General features: G+C 49.5%; 13 protein-coding genes. 3 read left to right on the top strand and 10 right to left on the bottom strand.

The features are described from left to right. Positions 1 to 302: 302 nt before the first annotated feature. Positions 303 to 2,522 (bottom strand): GAF domain-containing sensor histidine kinase, encoded by a 2,220-nt coding sequence (locus NEA10_RS15825; RefSeq protein WP_252662292.1) that lies wholly within the window; start codon positions 2,520 to 2,522, stop codon positions 303 to 305. A 93-nt stretch (positions 2,523 to 2,615) separates the two neighbouring features. Further along, positions 2,616 to 5,336, bottom strand: coding sequence for a GAF domain-containing protein (locus tag NEA10_RS15820; protein ID WP_252662290.1), 2,721 nt, complete (start codon positions 5,334 to 5,336; stop codon positions 2,616 to 2,618). 398 nt (positions 5,337 to 5,734) lie between these two features. Between NEA10_RS15820 and NEA10_RS21020 the strand changes: the two genes are divergently transcribed. Next, a complete protein-coding gene (locus NEA10_RS21020) occupies positions 5,735 to 6,520 on the top strand; it encodes an SH3 domain-containing protein (protein ID WP_309494289.1) in 786 nt (261 codons plus the stop codon). Here NEA10_RS21020 and NEA10_RS15805 read toward each other — a convergent pair. Beyond that, positions 6,517 to 7,749, bottom strand: coding sequence for a glycosyltransferase family 4 protein (locus tag NEA10_RS15805; protein WP_252662288.1), 1,233 nt, complete (start codon positions 7,747 to 7,749; stop codon positions 6,517 to 6,519). The two genes, NEA10_RS21020 and NEA10_RS15805, sit on opposite strands and share 4 nt — an antisense overlap. Positions 7,750 to 7,966: 217 nt before the next feature. Here NEA10_RS15805 and NEA10_RS15800 point away from each other — a divergent pair, with 217 nt between their 5' ends. After that, the gene (locus NEA10_RS15800; RefSeq protein WP_252662286.1) at positions 7,967 to 8,563 is read left to right on the top strand and encodes a diheme cytochrome c; all 597 of its coding nucleotides are present in this window, start codon (positions 7,967 to 7,969) and stop codon (positions 8,561 to 8,563) included. Between the two features lie 218 nt (positions 8,564 to 8,781). Here the strand turns inward: NEA10_RS15800 and NEA10_RS15795 are convergent, their stop codons facing one another. The 7 genes from NEA10_RS15795 to NEA10_RS15765 all read right to left on the bottom strand — a co-directional run bounded on the left by NEA10_RS15795 (position 8,782) and on the right by NEA10_RS15765 (position 19,809). Beyond that, the gene (locus NEA10_RS15795) at positions 8,782 to 9,762 is read right to left on the bottom strand and encodes a glycosyltransferase (protein WP_252662284.1); all 981 of its coding nucleotides are present in this window, start codon (positions 9,760 to 9,762) and stop codon (positions 8,782 to 8,784) included. A gap of 66 nt (positions 9,763 to 9,828) precedes the next feature. Then, positions 9,829 to 11,646 (bottom strand): ABC transporter ATP-binding protein, encoded by a 1,818-nt coding sequence (locus NEA10_RS15790; RefSeq protein ID WP_252662282.1) that lies wholly within the window; start codon positions 11,644 to 11,646, stop codon positions 9,829 to 9,831. Positions 11,647 to 11,662: 16 nt separating this feature from the next. Further along, entirely contained in the window at positions 11,663 to 12,859 is a 1,197-nt protein-coding gene (locus tag NEA10_RS15785) for a sulfotransferase domain-containing protein (protein ID WP_252662280.1), read from the bottom strand. Between the two features lie 8 nt (positions 12,860 to 12,867). Continuing rightward, positions 12,868 to 14,490 carry a tetratricopeptide repeat protein gene (locus tag NEA10_RS15780; RefSeq protein ID WP_252662278.1) on the bottom strand — a complete coding sequence of 541 codons (1,623 nt, stop codon included), beginning with the start codon at positions 14,488 to 14,490 and terminating at the stop codon, positions 12,868 to 12,870. Positions 14,491 to 14,549: 59 nt separating this feature from the next. Then, entirely contained in the window at positions 14,550 to 15,707 is a 1,158-nt protein-coding gene (locus NEA10_RS15775; protein WP_252665377.1) for a tetratricopeptide repeat-containing sulfotransferase family protein, read from the bottom strand. A 63-nt stretch (positions 15,708 to 15,770) separates the two neighbouring features. Next, positions 15,771 to 18,815, bottom strand: a complete 3,045-nt coding sequence (locus NEA10_RS15770; protein WP_252662276.1) for a glycosyltransferase — start codon at positions 18,813 to 18,815, stop codon at positions 15,771 to 15,773. A gap of 175 nt (positions 18,816 to 18,990) precedes the next feature. Beyond that, a complete protein-coding gene (locus NEA10_RS15765; RefSeq protein ID WP_252662274.1) occupies positions 18,991 to 19,809 on the bottom strand; it encodes a DNA adenine methylase in 819 nt (272 codons plus the stop codon). A gap of 355 nt (positions 19,810 to 20,164) precedes the next feature. Here NEA10_RS15765 and hemH point away from each other — a divergent pair, with 355 nt between their 5' ends. Continuing rightward, positions 20,165 to 21,328 (top strand): ferrochelatase, encoded by a 1,164-nt coding sequence (hemH, locus tag NEA10_RS15760; RefSeq protein WP_252662272.1) that lies wholly within the window; start codon positions 20,165 to 20,167, stop codon positions 21,326 to 21,328. Positions 21,329 to 21,501: the final 173 nt, after the last annotated feature.

The following is a 21,501-nucleotide window of genomic DNA, read 5'->3' as shown; positions in this document are numbered from 1 at the left end:
GGGTCTGTCCTGTGGTTTACAACCCCACCTGTGGAGTTGCCAATTCCGAACGCCTCAGGCACCGATGTAGGCTAATCTTGATGATCCTGCCTGATCCGGGTTGGATTTTTAGGGACATCGGTTAAGCCTTGCTCAAGTTTAATATTTTTTTTAGATTTAGCCTCAAATTTTAACAGAGATAAGAGTTATCGACAATTGAGACTCCCAGACAAGCAGAACAAAAATTGGCGCTAAACCTGACCTGGAAAGGGTTAGCGCCGCTCACAGCTCCCAAGTCAGGGGGCAAACATGGGGGGGGTGGTCTAAAGGGTCATCATTTCATCTGCGTTGCCATGGATGGGAATTTCAATCACAAATTCAGTTCCCACGCCAGGTTTTGACTTAACGGTTAAGTCACCGCCATGATTTTCAACAATGATTTGATAACTCACGGACAGTCCTAATCCGGTTCCTTTTCCTGGGGACTTTGTGGTAAAAAACGGGTCGAAGATTCGACGGCGGATGGGCTCAGGGATACCGCTACCATTATCGGCAATCCGGATGGTAATACTGTGTTCATTTAGCTGTTGAGTGGCGATGGCGATCGCCGGCTTTTGCCCCGGAGAATTTTCTCTACCGTGGTCATCATTTAGGGCATCTAAAGAATTACTAATTAAATTCATGAAAACTTGATTTAGTTCTGCTGGATAGCAATTGATTTTAGGAATTTTATTAAACTTTTTGATAATTTTAATTTCTTGTCCCAAACTGGTTTTGAAGCGGTGTTTCAAGAGCCACAGGACACTTTCGAGTCCTTCGTGGATATCAACGATTTTACGTTGTGCTTCATCTAGGCGGGAAAAAATCCGTAGGGACTGAACAATTTTGCGGATGCGATCTGTTCCCGTTTTCATGGAATTGATCAAGTTGGGTAAGTCTTCAAGAATGAAGGGCAGGTCAATTTCTTCAATCCGCTCTAAGATAGCCTCAGACTCCCCTGTCTCCTCATCTTGATAAAGTTCAATCAGCCCCATCAAATCTTGAGTATAGTCACGAACATAGCTAAGATTCCCGTAAATAAAATTGACAGGATTGTTGATTTCATGGGCAACTCCAGCCACCAGTTGCCCCAATCCGGCCATTTTTTCACTGTGAATCAATTGGGTTTGAGTTTTCTGTAAATCTTGTAAGGTTTGAGCTAGGCGGCGAGCTTGCATTCGCGTTTGTTCGAGAAGTTCAGCTTGTTGTAAAGCGACTCCCAAATGTTCACTAATCTGAGCTAACAAATCAATATCAGAGGTGTCCCAAACCCGAGGTTGAGCATTATGATAGGCTGCAAGCAGTCCCCAGAGTTGGTTACTTTGGTAAATGGGGACAATGGCATAGGCTTGGCATTGGTAAAGCTGTAGAACCTCTTGGTAGGCGGGGGAAAACTGGCTTGATTTGACGTCTTCTACGGTAAAAACACGGCGATGTGACAATTTTTCAGGATTTTGCCCCCGTTTGCTGCCTTTTTGCCCCTCAATGAGCTGTTGCATGTGGGAACATAAGGCGAGATTGGTTTGCAATTGAGGGGTTGTGGTTTGTAATTCGAGTAAGTGAACCCAACCGGGACTGACGGATTCAGCAACAAACTGTCCAGTCCAGTCGGGGTTGAAGTAATAAACGGCGACGCGATCAACATCGAGTAATTGGCGGACTTCGTGGGTGGTGGTACTGAAGATGGTATCAATATCGAGCGATCGCCGAATTTTTTCCACGGTGACGGCCAGGGTTTTTTCCCGTCGGGTGGCTTTAGCGAGTTTGCGGGCCTGCTCTTGGGTGCGATGGAAAAGTTCGGCTTGCTTGAGCGCGACACTTAGGTTGACACTGACGCGATCGAGCAATTCAATATCATTGAGGTTCCAGGTTGACCGCTCCTGGCCATGACTGGCACAGAGTAATCCCCAGAGGACTTCCCCTTGCAAAATGGGTACAATCGCCGAGTCGGGGGAGCCGTGGTCTTCAAGAATGCGGGCGGGAGATTTCCCTTGCTTGGATAAGGGAATGGTTCCCGGATTGTCGACAAGATCCCTGTAAGTAGGAGGGGAGGGTTGATAGTGATTCTGTCGGGCCGCCATTGGCTGAATGCTGTTGGCGGTCGCACCACCTCCGAGCAAAATATGTCGGGAGTAGCTCTGAGGGGAGGTCGGGATAGACTTAAGGATCGGAGGATGGCCCCGTGCCACGGATTCAGCGACAAACTCACCGCTAAAGTCAGGATAGAAGCGATAAATAGCGATTCGGTCAGCACCGAGGAGCTGACGCAACTCTTGAGTGGTGCTATCAAAAATTTCTTGCAGTTCTAGGGATTCACGAATCCGAGCAATGGCGTTGGCCAGAGCATTCTGGCGCTCAATTTGCAGATGAGCCTGAGCCAGCGCCGCCGATTTTTCTGGGGCGGTGCTGGTTTGGCCAGGGTCTAAAATTTGTTTGAGGCGCTCAAATGCTGCGTCATCTTGGCAACATGCTCGCACTTCATCCCATTGATCGAGATTCAACATGGAACGTTTGGGGTCGCTTACAACAGTGGTAAGCGTATCTGGACCTAAAGGTTAGGAGGGGGTCTCCTGGGACGCTATCCCGATGGGACTCGCCTATATCTTAGCGGCCGCTGTGGAATTTTCGTTATGTTGGGGATGACGGGTGGACGATTGGTTGATGGGAATCTCTAAGCGAAATTCTGTACCGACTCCCACCTGGGAGCAACATTGAAAGGAACCGTGATGTTTTTCAGTGACAATCTGATAGCTGATGGATAGCCCCAAACCGGTACCAATACCTACGGGTTTCGTGGTAAAGAAGGGGTCAAACACCTGGGATTGCAGATCCTCGGGAATTCCACAACCATTATCGGCAATGGTAACCGCAACTCGGTCTAGGCCAAGCTGTTGTGTCTCAATGCGGACAGTGCGCTCGGCTTTATCTACATCAAAGGGATCGAGGGCGTCAATGGCGTTACTAATCAGATTCATAAACACCTGATTTAGCTGACCCGCATAACATTCTACCAGAGGCAAGTCACCATAGTTCTTGACGACCTTGACGGCGGCCCGATCTGCCTTAGCTTTCAGGCGATGGTGCAGGATAGTCAGGGTTCCTTCAATGCCGTCATGGAGATTCACCGCTTTGAGTTCTGATTGATCCAGTCGTGAGAAGTTCCGCAGGGACAAGACAATCTGACGAATTCGCTCAGCGCCAAGTTTCATTGAGCCGAGCATTCGCGGCAGATCTTCGAGGAGAAAATTAAGGTCAATTTCTTCGATATGGTCGCAAATATCGTCGATGGGTTGAGGATAATGCTCTTGATACAGATGCAGCAAGTCCAGCAAATCTTGGGTGTACTCGGTGGTGTGGACTAAGTTCCCGTAGATGAAGTTGACGGGGTTGTTGATTTCATGAGCCACCCCAGCCACCAACTGTCCGAGACTGGACATTTTCTCACTTTGAATCAGTTGGGTTTGGGTTTGGGTGAGTTCTTGCAGGGCCAACTCCAGTTGTTCGGCTTTAGCGTTGGCGGTGCGTGTGGCCCGTTGACTTTGGGCGAACAGTTCGGCTTGGGAGATGGCGATGGAGGCGTGACGGGCCAGTTGTTCTACTTGTTCAATCTCGCGATCGCTCCAATCACGGGGGGTCTCACATTGGTGGGCGATAATTAACCCCCAAAGTTGGCGATCGCAGTGAATAGGTACAATCAGATTGGCACGGATTTGTAAACTCTCCAGAAATTCTCGATGACAGGGGGTTAACTCCGCTGTCTCCACATCGTTCATGACTCGGGCCTGGGCACTCTGAATATATTTTTCTTCTAAATGCTCTGGAAAACATCCGGGGGGAGTCTCGATACCCCAAGCTGAGCGCCAGTTTCCCTGAACATCCTCTACGGTAATCCGGCCATCGCCCCCCTCAAAAATTTGATAGACGACGGTGCGATCGGCCTCGAGTAGGCTGCGAACTTCTCGCACGATCGTTTGTAGAATCTCATCTAAGTCTAAACTGCTACGAATCTGATCGGCTACTTGAGCCATGGCTTGGGTCAGATGCAGGGACTGTTCAAGCTGGCGGGTGCGCTCCTGCACTTGGCCCTCTAGGGTGGCATTGAGGGTATTCACCTGGCGGTAGAGGAGATATTGCTGAATCGCGGACGCAAACCGCTCACTAATCTCCCGGGCCAGTTGCTGCTCGGCCAGGCTCCATGGCTGAGACTGACCGCGCTTGAGTTCTTTCCAAGCGTCAAAGGACTGACGGGGGCGTTCCTGCTGTCGATTGGGGTCAAATTCCCCGGCCCAATGGATTTCTAGGTTGATTTCTCGACGAAATACCACCAGGTAGCCCAAAAACTGCTGCCGGTGATGTAGGTAGAGGGCTAATAAGCCCCGAAGTCCTACTTGGGTCAGGGTTTCAGCGATAGGAATCAGTTGGGGAATCTCAGTCACGTCATCGGTTTCTAAGAGAGGATAGAGACTCTCCGAGGGCGATGAGGCCTGCCACCAGGCTTTAACAGCATCTTCCAAGGAGAATTCAGTCGGCAGCTCTTGCCAAAGAGGCTGTTGACCCCGACATAGACGTAGAGGGGAATCTCGCTGGATATAAAGTTGCCCTCCATCTCCTCCGAGTACCTCAATGGCCGCATCAATGGCGCTGGTAAATTCGATGGTGGGCTGGGCGTGGAGTAGGCTGACAATGCGGTTGATTGCGGCTTCTCGTTGTTGTTGCTGATGAGCCTCCGTAAGCAGGGCCGATTGGGAGATGGCAATGGATACTTGATCGACCACCGATTGAATCAGTTGTAGGGTGGTCAGGTCATACTGACGAGGATCCGCATGATGACAGGCTAGCAACCCCCACAGTTGACCATTATGAATCAGGGGCAAACAGAGAGATGAGGCCACCCCCATGGCAGTTAGATACTCGGCATGACAGGGATCGAGTTGGTAATAATCCCAAGGTAAAAAGCCCTTGTTGCCCGGACTAACGCCGATGGAGCGATCGCGCACGCTGACGATACTGCGCACCCGTTGCGTGATAAATCGCTTCCGAGCTTCTGGGGGGATGTCATCGGCGGGAAAGGTCAACCCCAGGAGCGAGGGCAGACGCTTACCTTCCACGGACTCAGCAATGACTGTCCCGCTCTGGTCAGGATTAAACCGATAGATTTTGACCCGATCGACTCCCAGAACGAGGCGGGTTTCTGTGGTGGTTGCATCAAGGATCTCTTGAAGATCTAGGGAGCTACGAATTCGCTGTGTGATCCGTTGCAGTAAGACCTCGCGATCAAGACGCTGTTTGAGATCTTCTGTGGTCTGTTCTAAAGTCATGGGATTGAACGGGTTGCTCTTTCTTCGTAACGGGGGCAAACTGGGCAGCTAATCTTCTTAACGCTGGCTAGGAGCGAGTGAGCAGATGACACAACGACAGGGGGCTACCTAGATATTCATGGGAAGACTAGAAAGTTAACACTCCTCCCTATTGTAAATAAAGTCTTGGGCGATGATCCCGAGGTTCTTAAATCTTTATTCCTATGCCGATAATTGTATCAAGATTTAGGGAACCTCGACATAGGGGTTAACAGATTTAAAACCAGGGGTCTAGGGGTTGGAGGTCAGAGGTTAAGCCGTCCCTGGGCAGCTATGAGAAGCTTGGGACATCTTATAATGATACTAGAACCGCTTTAATCAAAGCTAGTTCCACAGACTCCCCATCACCTAGCGCCATCATGAAGTTTTTACAGGTTATGCCATTATTACTCGGGTTTGTCCTCCTGAGTCTTCTGGGGGGCTGTGGTTTGGAGCCGACGACGACCCCGGATGGGGATCAATCTCAGGTTGAATCCCCAATGACTGAACCCCCAGAACCTACTCCAACCCCGGCTGTTGGCTCTAATGGGACAGCCACACCTACCCCAACCCCGGCTCCCACTCCCCAACCCTCTCCCACGGCTACCCCCACTCCAGAAATGCCTCTAGCGGCTCAGGTGGAAGTGCTTCGGTGTGAGACGACGATGGCGCGGGTGAACGATCCGACGGCTCCTCTCAATGTGCGATCGCAGCCTGAGGTGGCGGAGGGCAATATTGTTGGACAATTAGATGACCGGGTTTGGGTGACAGTGATTGGGCAAGAGTCCGGCTGGTGGCGCATTTCTGATCCGGAGTCCGGCTGGATTTCTCAGAATTTAACGGATAGCAGTTGTAATGAGATGGTGGCACGGGTTGAGTTTCCTGCGAATGCGACCCGGGTTCGCCTGAGCGATCGCATTGTGGGGGCTGGCTTCCATGAATATCGCTTAGAGGCCGCCGCTCAACAGATGATGACCATCACGGCTCTCAATGACAGTCCTTTGCCGTTTGTGCGCGCTCCCAATGGTCGGGAAATTACGGATGGGGCCTCGATGCGGGGACGGAGCACCTGGTCGGGACAACTGCCCGCCACTGGGGAGTATATTCTGGAGTACAACTCCAATTTCCAGGGCTTTGAGTATGAAACGGAGATTGAGATCCGTTAAGCACGCTCGATCATCTGTTGGAAGAGGGCTTCATAGCGATCGAGGGCTTCGTTGAAGGCGTAGTTATCGAGAGCATACTGTCGCCCCTGTCGGCCGAGTTGTGCCACCTGTTCGGGATCGCTGTGGAGTCGGCGAATGGCCTCGGCGATGGCTTCGGGATCTTCTGGGGGGACGACCCAACCGCCGCCACTTTGTTTAACGGCCCGGGCGGCGGTTCCCTGGTCAGGAACAGAGGCTAAAATGGGCAGTCCGCTGGCGAGTAAGACCTGAATTTTTGAGGGCATATTGATGGCGATGACGGTTTTTTTCTGCATCACCATGCCCACATTGGCCGCCGACAGCATCTCGGGGAGGCGTTCGCGGGGTTGAAAGGGTAACAGTTTGACGTTAGTGGCGCCAAGTTCGTCGCGGCGATCGCCCAGAGCGCCTAATGCCCGTTCTTCTCCAACAATCACAATGGCAATTTCAGGACGATCTAATAACAAGGCGGCCGCTTGAATGAGGGTTTCTAAGCCTTGAGTTAGAGCGATGTTGCCGGAATAGAGCACCACGAATTTCCCGGCAAGTCCCTGTTCTCGACGAAAGGAATTATCCTCTTTTGGCAACGGACGAATAAAATCTGTATCCACCCAATTCGGAATTAAGGTGATTTTATCAGGACTGACCCCTTTGTTGATTAAGTTATCGACAAACCCCTCAGAAATAGCTGCAATTTGATTAGCGTAGCGATAGGAAAAACGTTCTAAGGATTCAAAAATACGAATTAAAGATTTGTTAGTCAAAAGTCCGGCTACAACGGCAGCTTCCGGCAGCACATCCTGTAAGTTTAAGATTACAGGACAGCGTTGCAACCATTTAAAGACCGTAGCAGGAACTGAGGCGGGCAAGGGAGGAACGGTGAGTAAGATGACATCCGGGCGAGGGCCATTGACGGCTTGGAGAAAACTGGTTCCCACAAAACTGGTTTCAAGGAGGATGCGATCGATGAGTCCCGGTTTCGGACGGACCCAGACAAAGCAACGCTGAATTTTCACCCCATTGCGTTCCTCGGTAACATAGAGTTTGCCCCGATAGCCCTCATAGATTTGCCGTTGGGGATAGTTGGGCATTCCCGTCACCACCCGCACTTGATGTCCCCGTTTTACCAGTCCTTCCGCGAGTTCCGTCATCAGGGGCGCAATGCCAATCGGTTCAGGATGATAGTTATAGGCGTAAATGAGAATATCCATTCAAATAGGCTCGTGAAACAGTCTCAGGGCCAGCGATCGCTCTTTGTCTCAACTGCATCATACATCAAGTTTTTCAGGGAATCTGGAACCTTGACAAAAGGAGCAGTTTTTGCTATAATTCTCATCTCCACACAAGCCCTATTGCCGATTGTCCGCCGCCTAAAGCCAGCGGACATGGCAAGAGATAACTGCAACCCATAAATCGGAATCAATTACGATGTCGGCTTCTCGCCATCCCTCTCGGCCCAAGCTACGGGTTTCCTCCTTGGCCAAAACCCAACAGCGGCGACGTCCTTCAGCCCTGATCTGGGGGCTGCTGGTCCTGTTATGGTCTATTGGATTAGGCTGGGGCTTAGCCTCCGTGGGGCGATCGCAGCAGGCTCAGGATATTTGGCAGGCGCCCCACATCGGCACCGTTGACCCCATCCCAGAGCGTTACCAAACAGGACAAGCCCTCTATCTCGAAGCCTGTGCCTCCTGTCATATCGGCGTTCCACCCGCCGTTTTCCCCACAGAAACCTGGCGTGACCTCCTCTTAGACGAGAACCACTACGGGCAACGGATTGAGGTCTTACCCTCCCCGCAAATTCACATTGTCTGGGACTATCTACAGACCTTTTCCCGTCCCAAAACAGCGGCGACAGAGTCCGTTCCCTTTCGCTTTCGCTCCTCCCGTCCCTTTAAGGCCCTACATCCCGATGTAGACTTACCCCGTTCCATCGATCTCAACAGTTGTAGCACCTGTCATCCCCGAATCGATAACTTTGACGTGCGAACCCTCAGCCAAGAATGGACTCATGGGGAACCCCCATAAAAAAACCCCTCCTGATTTCAGGAGGGGAGTTAGGAACCTTTAGGATAGAGCCGAGCAAGCACACCCGGGGAAGCACATCGAACCAGTGAAAAGAGTGTCCCCAAGCGTTTCACGTCGTCTTAGGCTCTAGCATAACCAGCCAAAGTCACAGAGGAATGACAATGTTATGACATTTTCTGTCATGTCAAGTCTTCTTGGTCTCTCAACCCTCCAACCCATCAATCAAAGCGGATATGAAACAGGAGGGCCTCAATATCAAACAGCTTCCGTTGCCGCGTAAGAAGGGACATCAGCCCAGCCTGAGGCAGAAGCACTGCAACCGTAGCTCGTAAAACAACCTTCCAAATCACACGCCGTCGCCAAAGACTGGGGTCATACCAAAGTGCCAAGGCTAAAAAGCGGAATGCGGCCCTAGCTCGTTGTCGTTGCGGAGTTAAATCGAGGGCTTTATAGGTCAAATACTTATAGCGATGACCGCGACAGCGTTGGGCCAAGTCCTGCAAGTCTGGGGGAGCCTGGGCAAAAATGCGCTCCATGACTTGCAAACTAGAGGCTTCCATCTTGGCCAAATTAAAGGAGGAGGACGTGGTGACGGTGCGATAGAGAATTTGCACCTGGGGAACGACAACAAACTCATAGTTTGCCGCTAATCGGACCCAGAGATCCCAATCTTCGGCGGGGGTTAAGTGGGGAGCAAATCCGCCCACCTCCTCAAAGGCGAACTTCCGAATGAGGACATTGGAACCACTGCCGACAAAATCACTGATGATCAGCTTTTTGTAAACATCACCGGAAAAGGGGAGATGAGGACCAGACCGAAAAAACTGGTTATGCTCATCAATATGATCCGTCCAACTATAGGCAACGGCGGCCTGGGGATGAGTTTGTAAGGCTTGCCATTGAGACTCAAGTTTCTCAGGAGTCCACAAGTCATCAGCATCAATAAAAGAGAGATATTCTCCCTGAGCCAGAGCCGCGCCTCGATTCCGGCTTTCCCCCTGCCCAGCATTCTCGAACTGATGAATTTGAAGCCGCTCATCGTTGCAGGTCTCCAGGACAGAAACGGTGTCATCGGTTGAACCGTCGTCGATAACAATGAGCTCAACGTCTTGAAAGGTTTGCCCTAAGACGGAATCAATTGTGTCAGTAATCGTTGAGGCTCCATTATAAACCGGGAGAATCACAGAAATTTGAACCATTGAGTCCTCACAAATGAGACAGATGCCAAAGGAATAGATTGAGGGCGGAGGTGGATGCCATGGAGGCTAACGATAGTTACGAGCCTGAGTTTCAAACAACGTGGCATAGAGTCCTTGCATGGCAATCAACTCATCATGGGAGCCACATTCGACAATACGGCCTTTGTCTAATACATAAATGCGGTCTGCCATTTTGACCGTTGAGAGGCGGTGGGTAATGAGAACCGCTGATTGTCCTTCTAGGAGTTCTCGGAACTTTTTGAAAACTTCGTATTCCGCTTTAGGGTCTAAGGCGGAGGTGGGTTCATCTAAGACAATGACCTGGGAGTCTCGCAAGAAAGCACGGGCAATGGAGACTTTTTGCCATTGACCGATACTGAGTTCTTCTCCCGTTTCAAAGCGTTTACCCAACAAGTTGTCATAGGCTAAGGGGAGGGTTTGAATCACCTCATCAGCCCCAGAACGCTGGGCGGCTTTGATAATTCGTTCATCATCAGAGGGACATTCAAGGTTTCCAAGCCAGATGTTTTCCCGAGCGGTTAAGTGATATTTAGCATAGTCCTGGAAAATGACGCTAATTTGCTGACGCAGTTCCCGGACTTTCATATCTCGCACATCAATTCCGTCAATCTCAACGCTGCCCTCTGTCGGTTCATAAAGACGACATAATAGTTTGATGAGAGTGGTTTTACCGGAGCCATTTTCTCCCACTAGGGCAATGACTTCACCGGGTCCAAGATGGAGGGAGGCGTTTTTAATCGCTTCTCGCTGACTGTTGGGGTAGTTGAAGTAAACATTATTGAAGCAAATCCCTTGCTGCATGGGACGGGGAACCGGTTTAGGAAATTCTGGATCGACAATTTTGGGTTTGATGTTGAGAAATTCAAATAGGTAGGAGAGATAGCGGTTATCATCATACAGTCCGGCAACTCCCTGAAGCACTTGCCAGAGGGCATCATAGGCTTTTCGGAAGGCTTGATTATAGAGAACTAAGTCCCCAACTGTAATGTTCCCTTGGACCGTTTGATAGGCAATGTAGGCGTAGATACCCCAGGTTGCAATCACTGAGATTAGGGTTGTAAAAAAGTCAGCGGAGGCGCGACGCAGAGCAATTTGTAGCCGTTCTTCCCGGAGTCGCCAGCGTAATTTGCGGAAGCGACGGGAAAAGAGTTCTCCCAGTTGAAAAAGCCGAATTTCTTTGGCGTAGTTCTCGCTGACCAGTAGGCTATTGTAGTAGGAGGCTTCTCGTTGGGTGGAGGTGCGGCGTTGTAACCAAGCGTGAATTTCCCGAACAAAGGCTAGGCGAACGAGAATCCGAGGAATGACGGGAATGACTAAAACCCCACCAATGAGCCAGTTGAAGCTGAGTAGGGTCGTCCCCATGGTAGCCAGTTGAACGAGGTTGCCACCAATTTGTTCAAGGCGGTTGAGCAATTGTAAGGGGACGCTGTTGGCTTGGTTGCGGGCCCGTTCCAGGATGTCGTAGTAGGCGGGATTTTCGTAATGCTCTAAATCGACGGCGATCGCTTTGTCGTGGATGATTTCATAGAGGCGATCGGAGACCACTTGCTCTTGATATTGGTTAACCAGCCGACTGACGGAGGTTAACAAGGCCGAGGCCAGGTTCACCAGGCCCATGGCAATGACGAGGGGAGTAATACGACGAAACGCATCCTGGGGGTCATCGGAATCAAACCCCATGGTGATGGTATCCAGGAGCAATTTCATGATGTACAGCCGCGTGATGGGGATGCAGCTTTTGACGATGGTGATACTACTACGAGCGACAGTCCACCAGGGACCACTCTTCCAGACAATGGCGATGGCCCGTCCCAGGTGTAGGACTCGTTCGGATTCAAAGTTGAGGAGTTCGCGGGTACGCATGGCGGGGACAAGGAAGTTATATCAGAAACTGGTCGGGGGAAAGGGGCTGTTGCAGAAGTTCTGTCAGCCGTTGGTTATAAGGTATGAATAGCTGACCCAGCTCAGCTCGGCAATTGGGGGAGATGGGCGGGTAACGTCCAGGATTAGGGTTAATTTGCTCTTTCAGAGTATAAGATGATACACCTAGGAAATCGCAAACTTTATTGACACTTTTTTGAGTATTTTGAAATAGCTCCTCACTAAACATGATATACAATTGTTGACGAGGAAATACATTCAACCAATTCTCAAGATATATTGCATAAAGACTAGATACAACATAGTTATTGAGTTTTTCGGGTTCATATTTTCCATTTTTAAACTCATTATAATGAGCATTAAATGCCTCAAGGAAGGTTCGATGTTCAAGTCCCCGTCGTTGAAAATGATGATAATGAGACACAGAGCGGTCAACCGGTGATCGTAGTAGGATAATAATTTTCATATCAGGATAAGCACTAAACAAACGCTTTGGTGCTTGGCCATGTTGAAAATAGGTTGGACTTGCCTCACCGGTGATATAGTGACCAGACTTAGGAAGTTTTGCAAAATGAGCAAGATACCAGTCTAATCCTCTTGCATACTTCCAAGACCAGAAGTCTAATTCCTTGCGTACTGTTGGTAATATGCATGGATGTTGACTCAGGTAGTGATAAAGTGCTGTTGTTCCACACTTCATGACACCAACAATTATAAATGTTGGTCTAGGAATTTCGAGTTCTATTGACGTTTGGCAATATAAACTCACAAAATCTGATTTTTGGTTCAATAAATTTATTTGAACAGCTTTTTCATACCAAATTTTACCAGAACTTAGCTGCCCCATCCGCATGAATGCTTCAGCTAAGTTGAGAACGCAGTTACTATTGTTCGGGTATTTGTAGACTAAGTCATTCAAGGTTTCTAAGATAATGTCATTCCAAATAAATTTAGAAGACTGGTAATTTTTTTCGAGATATTGCCAGAACTTAAACTGACCAATCCAGTCTCGTGTTGGCTCTTGTTTGATTGCAGCAATAAACCCTGCAAATGCCAAGTTATGATAACCAGAGTCAAGTAATTTTAGGGGTAACTCTTCCACGATAGTGTTAGAGTTCATTTTTTTTAAAACCCTAATCAGCACGAAGGCAGCCCTATAAAAAAATTGATGGATTACAACTTCAAGTTTATTCATGACTTTATCTATTTTTCCCAGGTGAAATCAGCATCCAAGAGTTGACTTAACTCCTGATTATAGGGCTTGTAAAACTCAGCAATTTTTTGTCGAACTGAGACCTCGGCAGGAGAATACTGTCCTGAGTTATATTTTTTGTAGCTACTGAGTTGATAGGTGGGTAGCCCGATAAACTCATAGACTTTATCTAGGGACTGTCCTGGATTCTCATAAAAGTCTTCACTCTTAAGAATCAGGAACTGCTCCCGAGGAAAGATAGAGAACCAATGCTTGATAAATTCCACATAAACCCCTCGGGCAATATAATTACTGTGAATCCGCCAAACCCGTCCCTTCTCCTCAATTTCGTGGAATTTTGCTTCAATGGCCTCCTCCAAGCCCAAGGATTCTTGGTTGCGACGCACCCAGTGATGATAGTGAGAAATCGCTCGATCTACGGGGTTGCGCAGTAAAATAATTAACTTGATGTTGGGCAATGCCTCTCGCAACCGTTCGGCGGTTTCGTAAAAGTCTAAATAGCCTGGACAGGCTTCCCCCGTTTGTAAATGAGAGCCTTCAGGAATTTGGGGGAAGTGAGCAAAATACCAGTCCAGACCGCGATAGAATTTCCAAGACCAAAACTCTACTTCTTTCCGCAATGCTGGCACAATATCAGGGTGATGTGCCATGTAGGCGTATAAGGAACTGGTTCCAGCCTTCTGGGCCCCTAAAATAATAAAGTCTAGACGGTTGGCTTTGCATTGAAAGGAGGGGGTGTTTGTCCGTTCTTCCAATAGGGAGGGATAATGACGGCTCAACTTAATGTCAAGAGCTTTTTCATAGTAAGGTAAAGAATCGGAAATACGCTTTTGATGAATCAGTGTATCGCCGAGGTTAATGTAAATTTCTATGTTCGTTGAATCCAAGTTTAAAGCCTGTTTATAGGCTGTTTCAGCTTCTGTTAGCCGATTTTCAGCTTGGAGGGTTTTCCAGAAAAATGAGTAATAGTACCAGGGAAAATCGGGTTTGAGGGGAATGAGTTTGAGGTAGGTGTCAGCAACAGCGGGGCGATCGCCCAACTGTTCTAGGGCCGCGGCTAAGTTATAGAGACTCTCAAAATCTTGCCCATTCAAGCGTAACCCCTGGCGATAGGCCGCAACGGCCCCCTGCCAATCCTGAAGACGCATCAGCACATCGGCGAGATGGCTATGGGTGGCGAAGAAATCAGGATTCCGTTCAGCCGCTTGACGATAGGCATCTGCCGCCTCATGCCACTGTCCAAGTTCCTTGAGGGCATCGCCGAGATTATGAAATGACCAGGAAAATTGATCATTGTGGTGAATCGCTTGCTGATAACACTCAACAGCGTCTGACCACTGCTTCTTCTTTTGTAGAATATCTCCCAATTCATGATGTGCTAAGGCAATTTCAGGATTGAGTTCTAAGGTTTTTCGGTAAACCACCTCGGCATCTTGCCATCGTTTTAGCTTTAAAAAACATTTGGCTAGATGATAATGAGACCAGGGGTTTTGAGGGTTTAGGCGAACTCCAGTTTTGCGAAATACGAGTTCTAACACAATTCCCTTGTGTTTTATTTTTGCCTGAAGACGGTCTAGTTTAGTTTGAAGAGTGGATACTAACAAAATACTCATGATTCCTTTAAGACTTTAATTAAGGGGCCTGGGTCATAAAATTGGCGATCGCCCTGGATCTACCAGGTCAAGACTTGTCCGATTATATCCTGAAGTTGATCGAGATCCTCGCGAAAATACTCTTGTAGTCTTACCCTGAGTTGCCTCTCAGCATCAGGGGCGATCGCAGAAGAGTTAGGATAGTGACCAACATTATAGTTGCGATATTGATGAAGCTGATGGTTGGGTAGGCCAAGATACTCGAATACCCCTTGACTTGTTGCCCCAGGGTTTGCCAGCAAGTCTTCACTTTTCACAACGTAGATCTGCTCAGAGGCAAACTGAGAATACCACCCTTTTAAATTAGCACCATAGCAACTTTCCTGAAGATAGTTTTGGGCAAGTTTTTCCTCTTCTGATGTGGTATAGTTACTATCCAGACTCTCATGAATTGCCTGGTCTAAAGGACGTGTTTCCTGACGACGGCGAACCCGATCATAGTAGTGAGAGATGGTTCGGTCTACCGGGTTGCGCAAGCTGACGATAAGACGAATGTTCGGATATGCCTGTTTGAGGCGTTTAGGAGCCTCGGGGTGGGCGAAGTAACTGGGACTTGCTTCTCCGGTCATGAATCCTTGCTCTAAGGCGATCGCCTCGGAGATAGCAGGAAAATGAGCCTGATACCAGGGTAAACCATAGTGAAAGCGAGAAGACCAAAAGTTAATTTCTTTCACCACCGCTGGCAAAACCTTAGGATGGGAGGCTAGATAGCTATAGAGGGCACTGGTGCCTGATTTGGCTGCCCCAATAATAATAAACTGGGGTGACAACGGGGTTTCTGTCCAAGCGGTTTCGACAAGTTGCTGATAGGACTGTGAGAATTTGGCATAACTCACAGATTGGTAATGAGTCATGGCCGCCTCATACTCCCCCTGGCGTGTGAGCGCTTCGGCTAGATTGAGGGCGATGCTGGCTTGAACCGAGTCAGACTGTTGATGAGAACGAGTTAAAATGGCGATCGCCTTGTGCAGCTGCTCCGTTTGCTCTAGAACAGTCCAAAGAGCCGTGTTATACCACCAACCTTGATTGGGATAATGGTTGAGAACTCTCAAATAGGCCTGAGCCGCCGCATCTAGATCAGCGGCCGCCTGATACACTGCCGCCGACTCCAGTTCAGTCTCTAAATCCGGTGGCGGTGACGGTTTAAATAGTGTTTTTAAGGATTCCCAAATCGGCACGTTGCTCAACGGTTTTACTCCTACTCATAGTGGCTCATAGTGGACAATGCAACCCGATGTGCTCTAGACCCCCGCCTCTTCAGCGGCGACTCCCATCTTGGTATAGCTTAACAACTGGCTATGAAGGGTTGGGAAAGTTGGGAAACGTTGAAGTAGCTTTTGAGTCCAAGCTGGTGGTAAAAAAGCCGTGGCCAGAATCCGTAGCCAGAGTTTAAACACAAACCAACGCTCCTGCCAGAGTTCCGGCTCGTTATCCAGCACAGTTTTGAAAAGCTGTATGGCTAAGTGGCCCTGCTGGGGGTCAATCTCCCCATCTAAGGCTTTAAAAGTTAAGTATTTATAAGAGTTGGCATAGGTTTGGTTCCGGTAAGGACGGAGGAGTTCGGGCCGCTCAACAAAAGGAGGACAGGTTGGGGCCCGCTCAAAGGCCGCCTCTAAGACTCGCAACTGCGATCGCTCCATACGAGTGACATTGGCCGATTGGGAGGTAGGAACCTGGCGATAGCGTAACAGGGGTTTCTCAACGGCAACAAAATGAAACCTCTCCGCCAGTCGTAACCACATATCGCGATCTTCAGCCGGGGGAAAGTCAGGATTAAACCCCCGCAACTGATAGAATGCTCCACGCCAAATCATGGCATTCGAGCCTCCAGCGATGAAGTCACTTAATAACAGTTGGGGATAGACATAGCCATTGGTGGTATAGTCACAGCCTCGTTGAATAAATTTACCGGAGATATCCACCCAATCCACCCAACTATAAGAGACCGCCGGCTGACGGGTTTGATAGACGGCTTCTGCGTCCACTGGCGGAGTCCAGTTGATAATTGCCTGATATTGAGATTCCAGTTTATCGGCTCTCCAAAGGTCGTCAGAGTCAAGAAAGGCAAAAAATTCACCGGTTGCATGGCAGGCTCCACGATTGCGACTTTCACCTTGCCCGGCGTTGGGATAGCAAAAGACCTTCAAGCGGTCGTCTTGCAGCTCTTTGATCACGGCAACGGTATTATCGGTTGAGCCATCATCAATCACAATAACTTCAAAATCTGTAAAGGTTTGGGCAAAGACAGATTCTAGAGTTTCGATAATGGTTGATTCAGCGTTATAGGCGGGAATAATGACAGAAATGGCTGGATAAGGCTTGGATTTTGTATAGGTCAGCAATTCGCTAACATCCAATGATAATCCAACCTCCTGACAGAGTTTTGTGGCTTGGTCAGTTGGATGATTTTGGAAGATTTGACAAATAAGTTTAATTCGATTTAAGAGGTCGTAATAGGTTTGGAAGTAGGGAATTTTTAGGTTAGAATAGCGAAGCTGTCGTTTTTCGATTTCCTGGATGAATGAGAGTGAAAGGCGGCAGTTTTCAGCTTCAATTGGGGATTGAAGTGCTTTATAAATTAGGTAATAGTAGAGATTGATAAAACTTTGATTTTTAAGGTTTTTTAATGCACCTGGACAGCTCTCATAGGCTCGTTCCAAGGCAAGTTTACAGTAGGTTTCTTGCCGCTCAATCTGTGAGGAAATCGAAGTTTTACTGAGACGATACTGAATGTGAGCCTGGGGAACGCAGATAAAAAAGTAGCGAGCGGCTAACCGCAGGAATAAATCCCAGTCATGGGCAACGGTCAAACTGGGGTCAAACCCCTCGACTCGTTCAAAGGCTTCCCGTCGCAGCAGGACGTTCGACCCGTTTTCCAGGAAGTCCCCTAACAGGAGATAGGCTAAGACATCGGTGGCTTGCGGCTGTCCGTTGGAGTCTGAGGTGACATCAAGATGACTCCCGGTTCTAATTAGGTGACCGGCTTCGTCAATATAGTTGGTCCAACTATAGGCGACGGCGGCATCGGGGTGAGTTTCTAAGGCCTGCCATTGCTGTTGCAGTTTATCGGGAGTCCAGCGGTCATCGGCGTCAATAAAGGAGAGATAGTCCCCCCGGGCGATCGCCGCCCCCCGATTGCGACTGGTGGCGGGACCGGCATTCTCATATCGTTGGTATTGGAGGCGATAATCCCGGAAGGATTGGCTAATGTCGGGGGTGCGATCGCTCGATCCATCGTCGATGATCAGCAGTTCAAAATCACTAAAGGTTTGCTGTAACACAGACTCAACGGTTTCCCCTAGGGTCGCCTCAGCATTGAACGCCGGGATAATGACGGAAATGACCGGGTTGGGGGTCAGTTGAAGTTGTTGCAACCAGCGATCGCCCAGGGCGTTGGCGTCGGAGTTGCGATCGGGATTGATGAGATGTTGATAGGTATCCAGAAACAGTTGTCCTTGATGGCGACAACTGAGATCCTCGTCCCAGAGGTGATGTAATCGTAGCTGAAGGGCAGCCCGCAACTCGGGACTGATGGAACCCCGTAAGCCTTGGGCCAGTTGATATTTTTGCAGGTTGTGGCGAACTTTATGTTGGAAATCGGGGCGATCGTCCTCTCGTAGATATCGCTCCAGAAGTCTCTGTGAACCGGCTGCAAACTCAGACCATTCTTCCCAAGATAGGGGAGTTGCCGGTTTTAGGGTTACCAACGGAGTGGGAAGGGCGATCGCCCTCGTCTGTTGAGTCAAGCGAAGCCAGAAGTCCCACCCTCCCAGAAGCGGTCCTGATTCATCGAAGCCTCCGATGCGGCTGATAGCTTCCCGTCGAACGAGAGGATTCGATAACGTCTCCCAAATGTTATGGAGACGTAGATAATCAGGCAAGGATGAGTCGAGTTGGGGAGGGGAATAGGGGGGAATCCCAGAACCGGCGACGGGACTGTAGGCGATCGCCACCTCAGATATGGCGGACTCTAAGGCGGCGACTTGTTGGCTGAGTTTGTCGGGACTCCAGATATCTCCCGGTTCAATCCAAGCGATGAAGTCCCCGTGACTCTGGCGAACGGCCTCATTCAAAGCGGCGGCCGCTCCCAATCGGATGTCTTGGGGCGTCAGCCAACGCACTCGGGTATCATCCCAGTCCCCCAGAGACTCTTGAGACTCGGGACGCCAAGCGATCAACTCTAAATTCTTGTAGTGACTATTGAGAACCGACTCCACGCTAGAACGAGTTTTTGGATCAGCAAGGTTGAGGGGATATTGGCTACAGATGACGGAAACAAGGGACATGGATTCAGGGAGTCAGCGGCGAACGGGAGACAGTGGGGAAACTAGCCCAATTTACTCTCTCTTTACTCAGAGTGGCAAGAGCAGCAATCGGTTCCGGCCGACTCATCATGGCAAGACATTGAGCTAGGGCGGACCTATCTGGACTCCTCTTCCCCGCTTGGCTCTCCCAATCCGCCTAAAACCCTTTGAACGCTAACATTTCTTGGGCGGGACGACGATCGCCATTGCAGCTAATCCGACGGGGGGCCACCACAGTGTCTACCTTGAAGCCGTGATACTTATACAAGGCTAAAATCCTCTCTGTTGCCTGATTTGAGGCAATGACCGGCACCGATTGCTCCCCCAACCACTTGGCGAGACGTTCTTGATCACTCCAGTCAAACCCACCACTGGAATACTGGCGAAATTCCACGTCGTAGGGCGGATCGGCATAGATGAAATCCCCCGCCTCAATGGCTAAGGCGGCAAAATCTCCCTGGGTAAATGTCCAGCGGCGGAATAGGGGTTGGTACTCCTGGAAATCTGTTTTATAGTTTATCTTTTTATATCGTCCAAACGGTACATTAAACAGCCCGCGACGGTTGAAGCGGCAGAGACCATTAAATCCGGTGCGGTTCAAATAGTAAAACAGTTGTGCGGCTTCAGCAGTTTGTGCCTGTTGGCATTCAATTAGATGATTAAACTCAGTTCGATTTTGATAGTAGCAATCCGCCTGATTTTCCATTCTTATATTGCAGCTTAGCCCCTGTTGAATCTGGTGGTAAAAGTTAATGAGATGGGGATTGATATCATTCAACAATGCCTGTTGCGGAGATACGCCGAGGGCGATCGCCAAGCCTCCACAAAATGGCTCAACTAACCGCTGGGGCTGTATTTCATCCCAATAGGGCGTTAACCGGTCCACTAACCAACGCTTCCCTCCAGCCCATTTGAGGGGAGGGACTAATGAGTGTACTTGAGAACTAGAAGCGATGGCTTTTTCAGGAGAGGTCATCGAGGGAGTTTTAAGGATACTAATCTGAGATTGTGCAGGAAGGCTTCCTGGAGTTGGAACCGAAAACCCGAGTGCTTACCATAGCAGATTGACTCCCAGGGCGATCTCTGGCAGGAGCGACTGGGGCGATCGCCCCGGGGAGAGACGACTCCTCAGCGATGCCTACCAAGCTGGTGAACGTTGACAAGAGGGTTCTCAGGGATTGTCAAATTTCGTCAAAAAAAGCAACATTTTGTTACTTAATCAGCAAAATTGAGCGATCGCCCCGGTAAATAAGTCTGGCCATGGTTGTCGATCGCCCCCGCAACTGTTAATATTGGTAAAGAATCTAAAAAATTGGGAAACACAGGCTGCTATGGGTCGCGTTGGCGTTCTTCTGCTGAACTTGGGAGGTCCGGACAAGCTCGAAGATGTCCGACCATTCCTCTACAACCTATTCTCCGATCCCGAAATTATCCGCCTGCCCTTCTCATGGTTGCAGAAGCCTCTCGCATGGATGATTTCAAGCCTGAGAACTCAGAAATCTCAGGAAAACTACCAACAAATTGGGGGTGGATCTCCCCTGCGGCGAATTACAGAAGAGCAGGCCCGGGCCCTAGAAGCGACGTTAAAGCAGCGCGGCCATGAGACTCAGGTCTATGTGGGGATGCGCTACTGGAATCCCTTTACCGAGGAGGCGATCGCCCAACTCAAGCGCGACCAACTGGAAAAGCTGGTCATTCTGCCCCTCTATCCCCAGTTTTCCATTAGTACCAGTGGCTCCAGCTTCCGACTCCTAGAAAAACTCTGGAACGAAGACGAGCAACTGCAAAAACTCGATTATACCGTCATTCCCTCCTGGTACGATCGCCCCGGCTATCTTAACGCCATGGCCGACCTCATCGCCCGGGAACTCGACCGACTCCCCAACCCCGACGACGCCCATATTTTCTTCAGCGCCCATGGGGTTCCCCGTAGCTATGTTGAGGAAGCCGGAGACCCCTACCAAGAGGAAATCGAGAAATGCACCGAGGGGATTATGCAAACCCTCAATCGCTCCAACCAGTACACCCTCGCCTATCAAAGTCGAGTCGGTCCAGTGGAGTGGCTGCAACCCTACACCGAGGATGCGATCGAAAATCTGGCCGAGGAGGGCGTGGGAACCCTCGTCGTCGTCCCCATCAGCTTTGTCTCAGAACATATTGAAACCCTGCAAGAAATCGATATGGAATATCGAGAAATTGCCCAAGAGGCGGGGATTGAACATTTCCATCGTGTTCCCGCTCTCAACACCCATCCTATGTTTATCGAAGACCTCGCGGATTTAGTGGAAGAAGCCACAAAAGCCCCCAGTCTCAGCTTCGATGGTGTGATGCACCCCCCCAAGAAGACCAAGTTCTATCCTCAAGAACGTTGGGAATGGGGGTTAACCGCTTCCGCAGAAACCTGGAATGGTCGTCTGGCGATGTTAGGCTTTTTGGCCTTGATGGCAGAGTTAATCACCGGCTATGGCCCTCTCCACTTCGTCGGTTTACTCTAATCCCAGCCGCTTCCCTTGAAACCAGCTACAACAAACCCCCCATCCAGCTTGAGGATGGGGGGTTTTAAACATACAGAAGGATGAAAGGTCGAGTTACAGCCCCTGCAATGCGCTGTTGTCGGGTGGAGTCTGGCTTGTGTGTTACCTCGAATCTTGACAGGTCATTGGTTCTT

Origin of the sequence: Phormidium yuhuli AB48 (assembly GCF_023983615.1) — a bacterium.
Lineage (GTDB): Bacteria > Cyanobacteriota > Cyanobacteriia > Cyanobacteriales > Geitlerinemataceae > Sodalinema > Sodalinema yuhuli.
The sequence above is the reverse complement of the archived record's forward strand: the minus strand, read 5'-3'. Positions and strand labels throughout refer to the sequence as shown.

Bases quoted from the DNA above. Each gene is read 5' to 3' on its own strand.
- NEA10_RS15825 (WP_252662292.1), bottom strand. From the start codon at position 2,522: ATGTTGAATCTCGATCAATGGGATGAAGTGCGAGCATGTTGCCAAGAT.
- NEA10_RS15805 (WP_252662288.1), bottom strand. From the start codon at position 7,749: ATGGATATTCTCATTTACGCCTATAACTATCATCCTGAACCGATTGGC.
- NEA10_RS15785 (WP_252662280.1), bottom strand. From the start codon at position 12,859: ATGAATAAACTTGAAGTTGTAATCCATCAATTTTTTTATAGGGCTGCC.
- NEA10_RS15820 (WP_252662290.1), bottom strand. From the start codon at position 5,336: ATGACTTTAGAACAGACCACAGAAGATCTCAAACAGCGTCTTGATCGC.
- NEA10_RS21020 (WP_309494289.1), top strand. From the start codon at position 5,735: ATGAAGTTTTTACAGGTTATGCCATTATTACTCGGGTTTGTCCTCCTG.
- NEA10_RS15800 (WP_252662286.1), top strand. From the start codon at position 7,967: ATGTCGGCTTCTCGCCATCCCTCTCGGCCCAAGCTACGGGTTTCCTCC.
- hemH (WP_252662272.1), top strand. From the start codon at position 20,165: ATGGGTCGCGTTGGCGTTCTTCTGCTGAACTTGGGAGGTCCGGACAAG.
- NEA10_RS15795 (WP_252662284.1), bottom strand. From the start codon at position 9,762: ATGGTTCAAATTTCTGTGATTCTCCCGGTTTATAATGGAGCCTCAACG.
- NEA10_RS15790 (WP_252662282.1), bottom strand. From the start codon at position 11,646: ATGCGTACCCGCGAACTCCTCAACTTTGAATCCGAACGAGTCCTACAC.
- NEA10_RS15780 (WP_252662278.1), bottom strand. From the start codon at position 14,490: ATGAGTATTTTGTTAGTATCCACTCTTCAAACTAAACTAGACCGTCTT.
- NEA10_RS15770 (WP_252662276.1), bottom strand. From the start codon at position 18,815: ATGTCCCTTGTTTCCGTCATCTGTAGCCAATATCCCCTCAACCTTGCT.
- NEA10_RS15765 (WP_252662274.1), bottom strand. From the start codon at position 19,809: ATGACCTCTCCTGAAAAAGCCATCGCTTCTAGTTCTCAAGTACACTCA.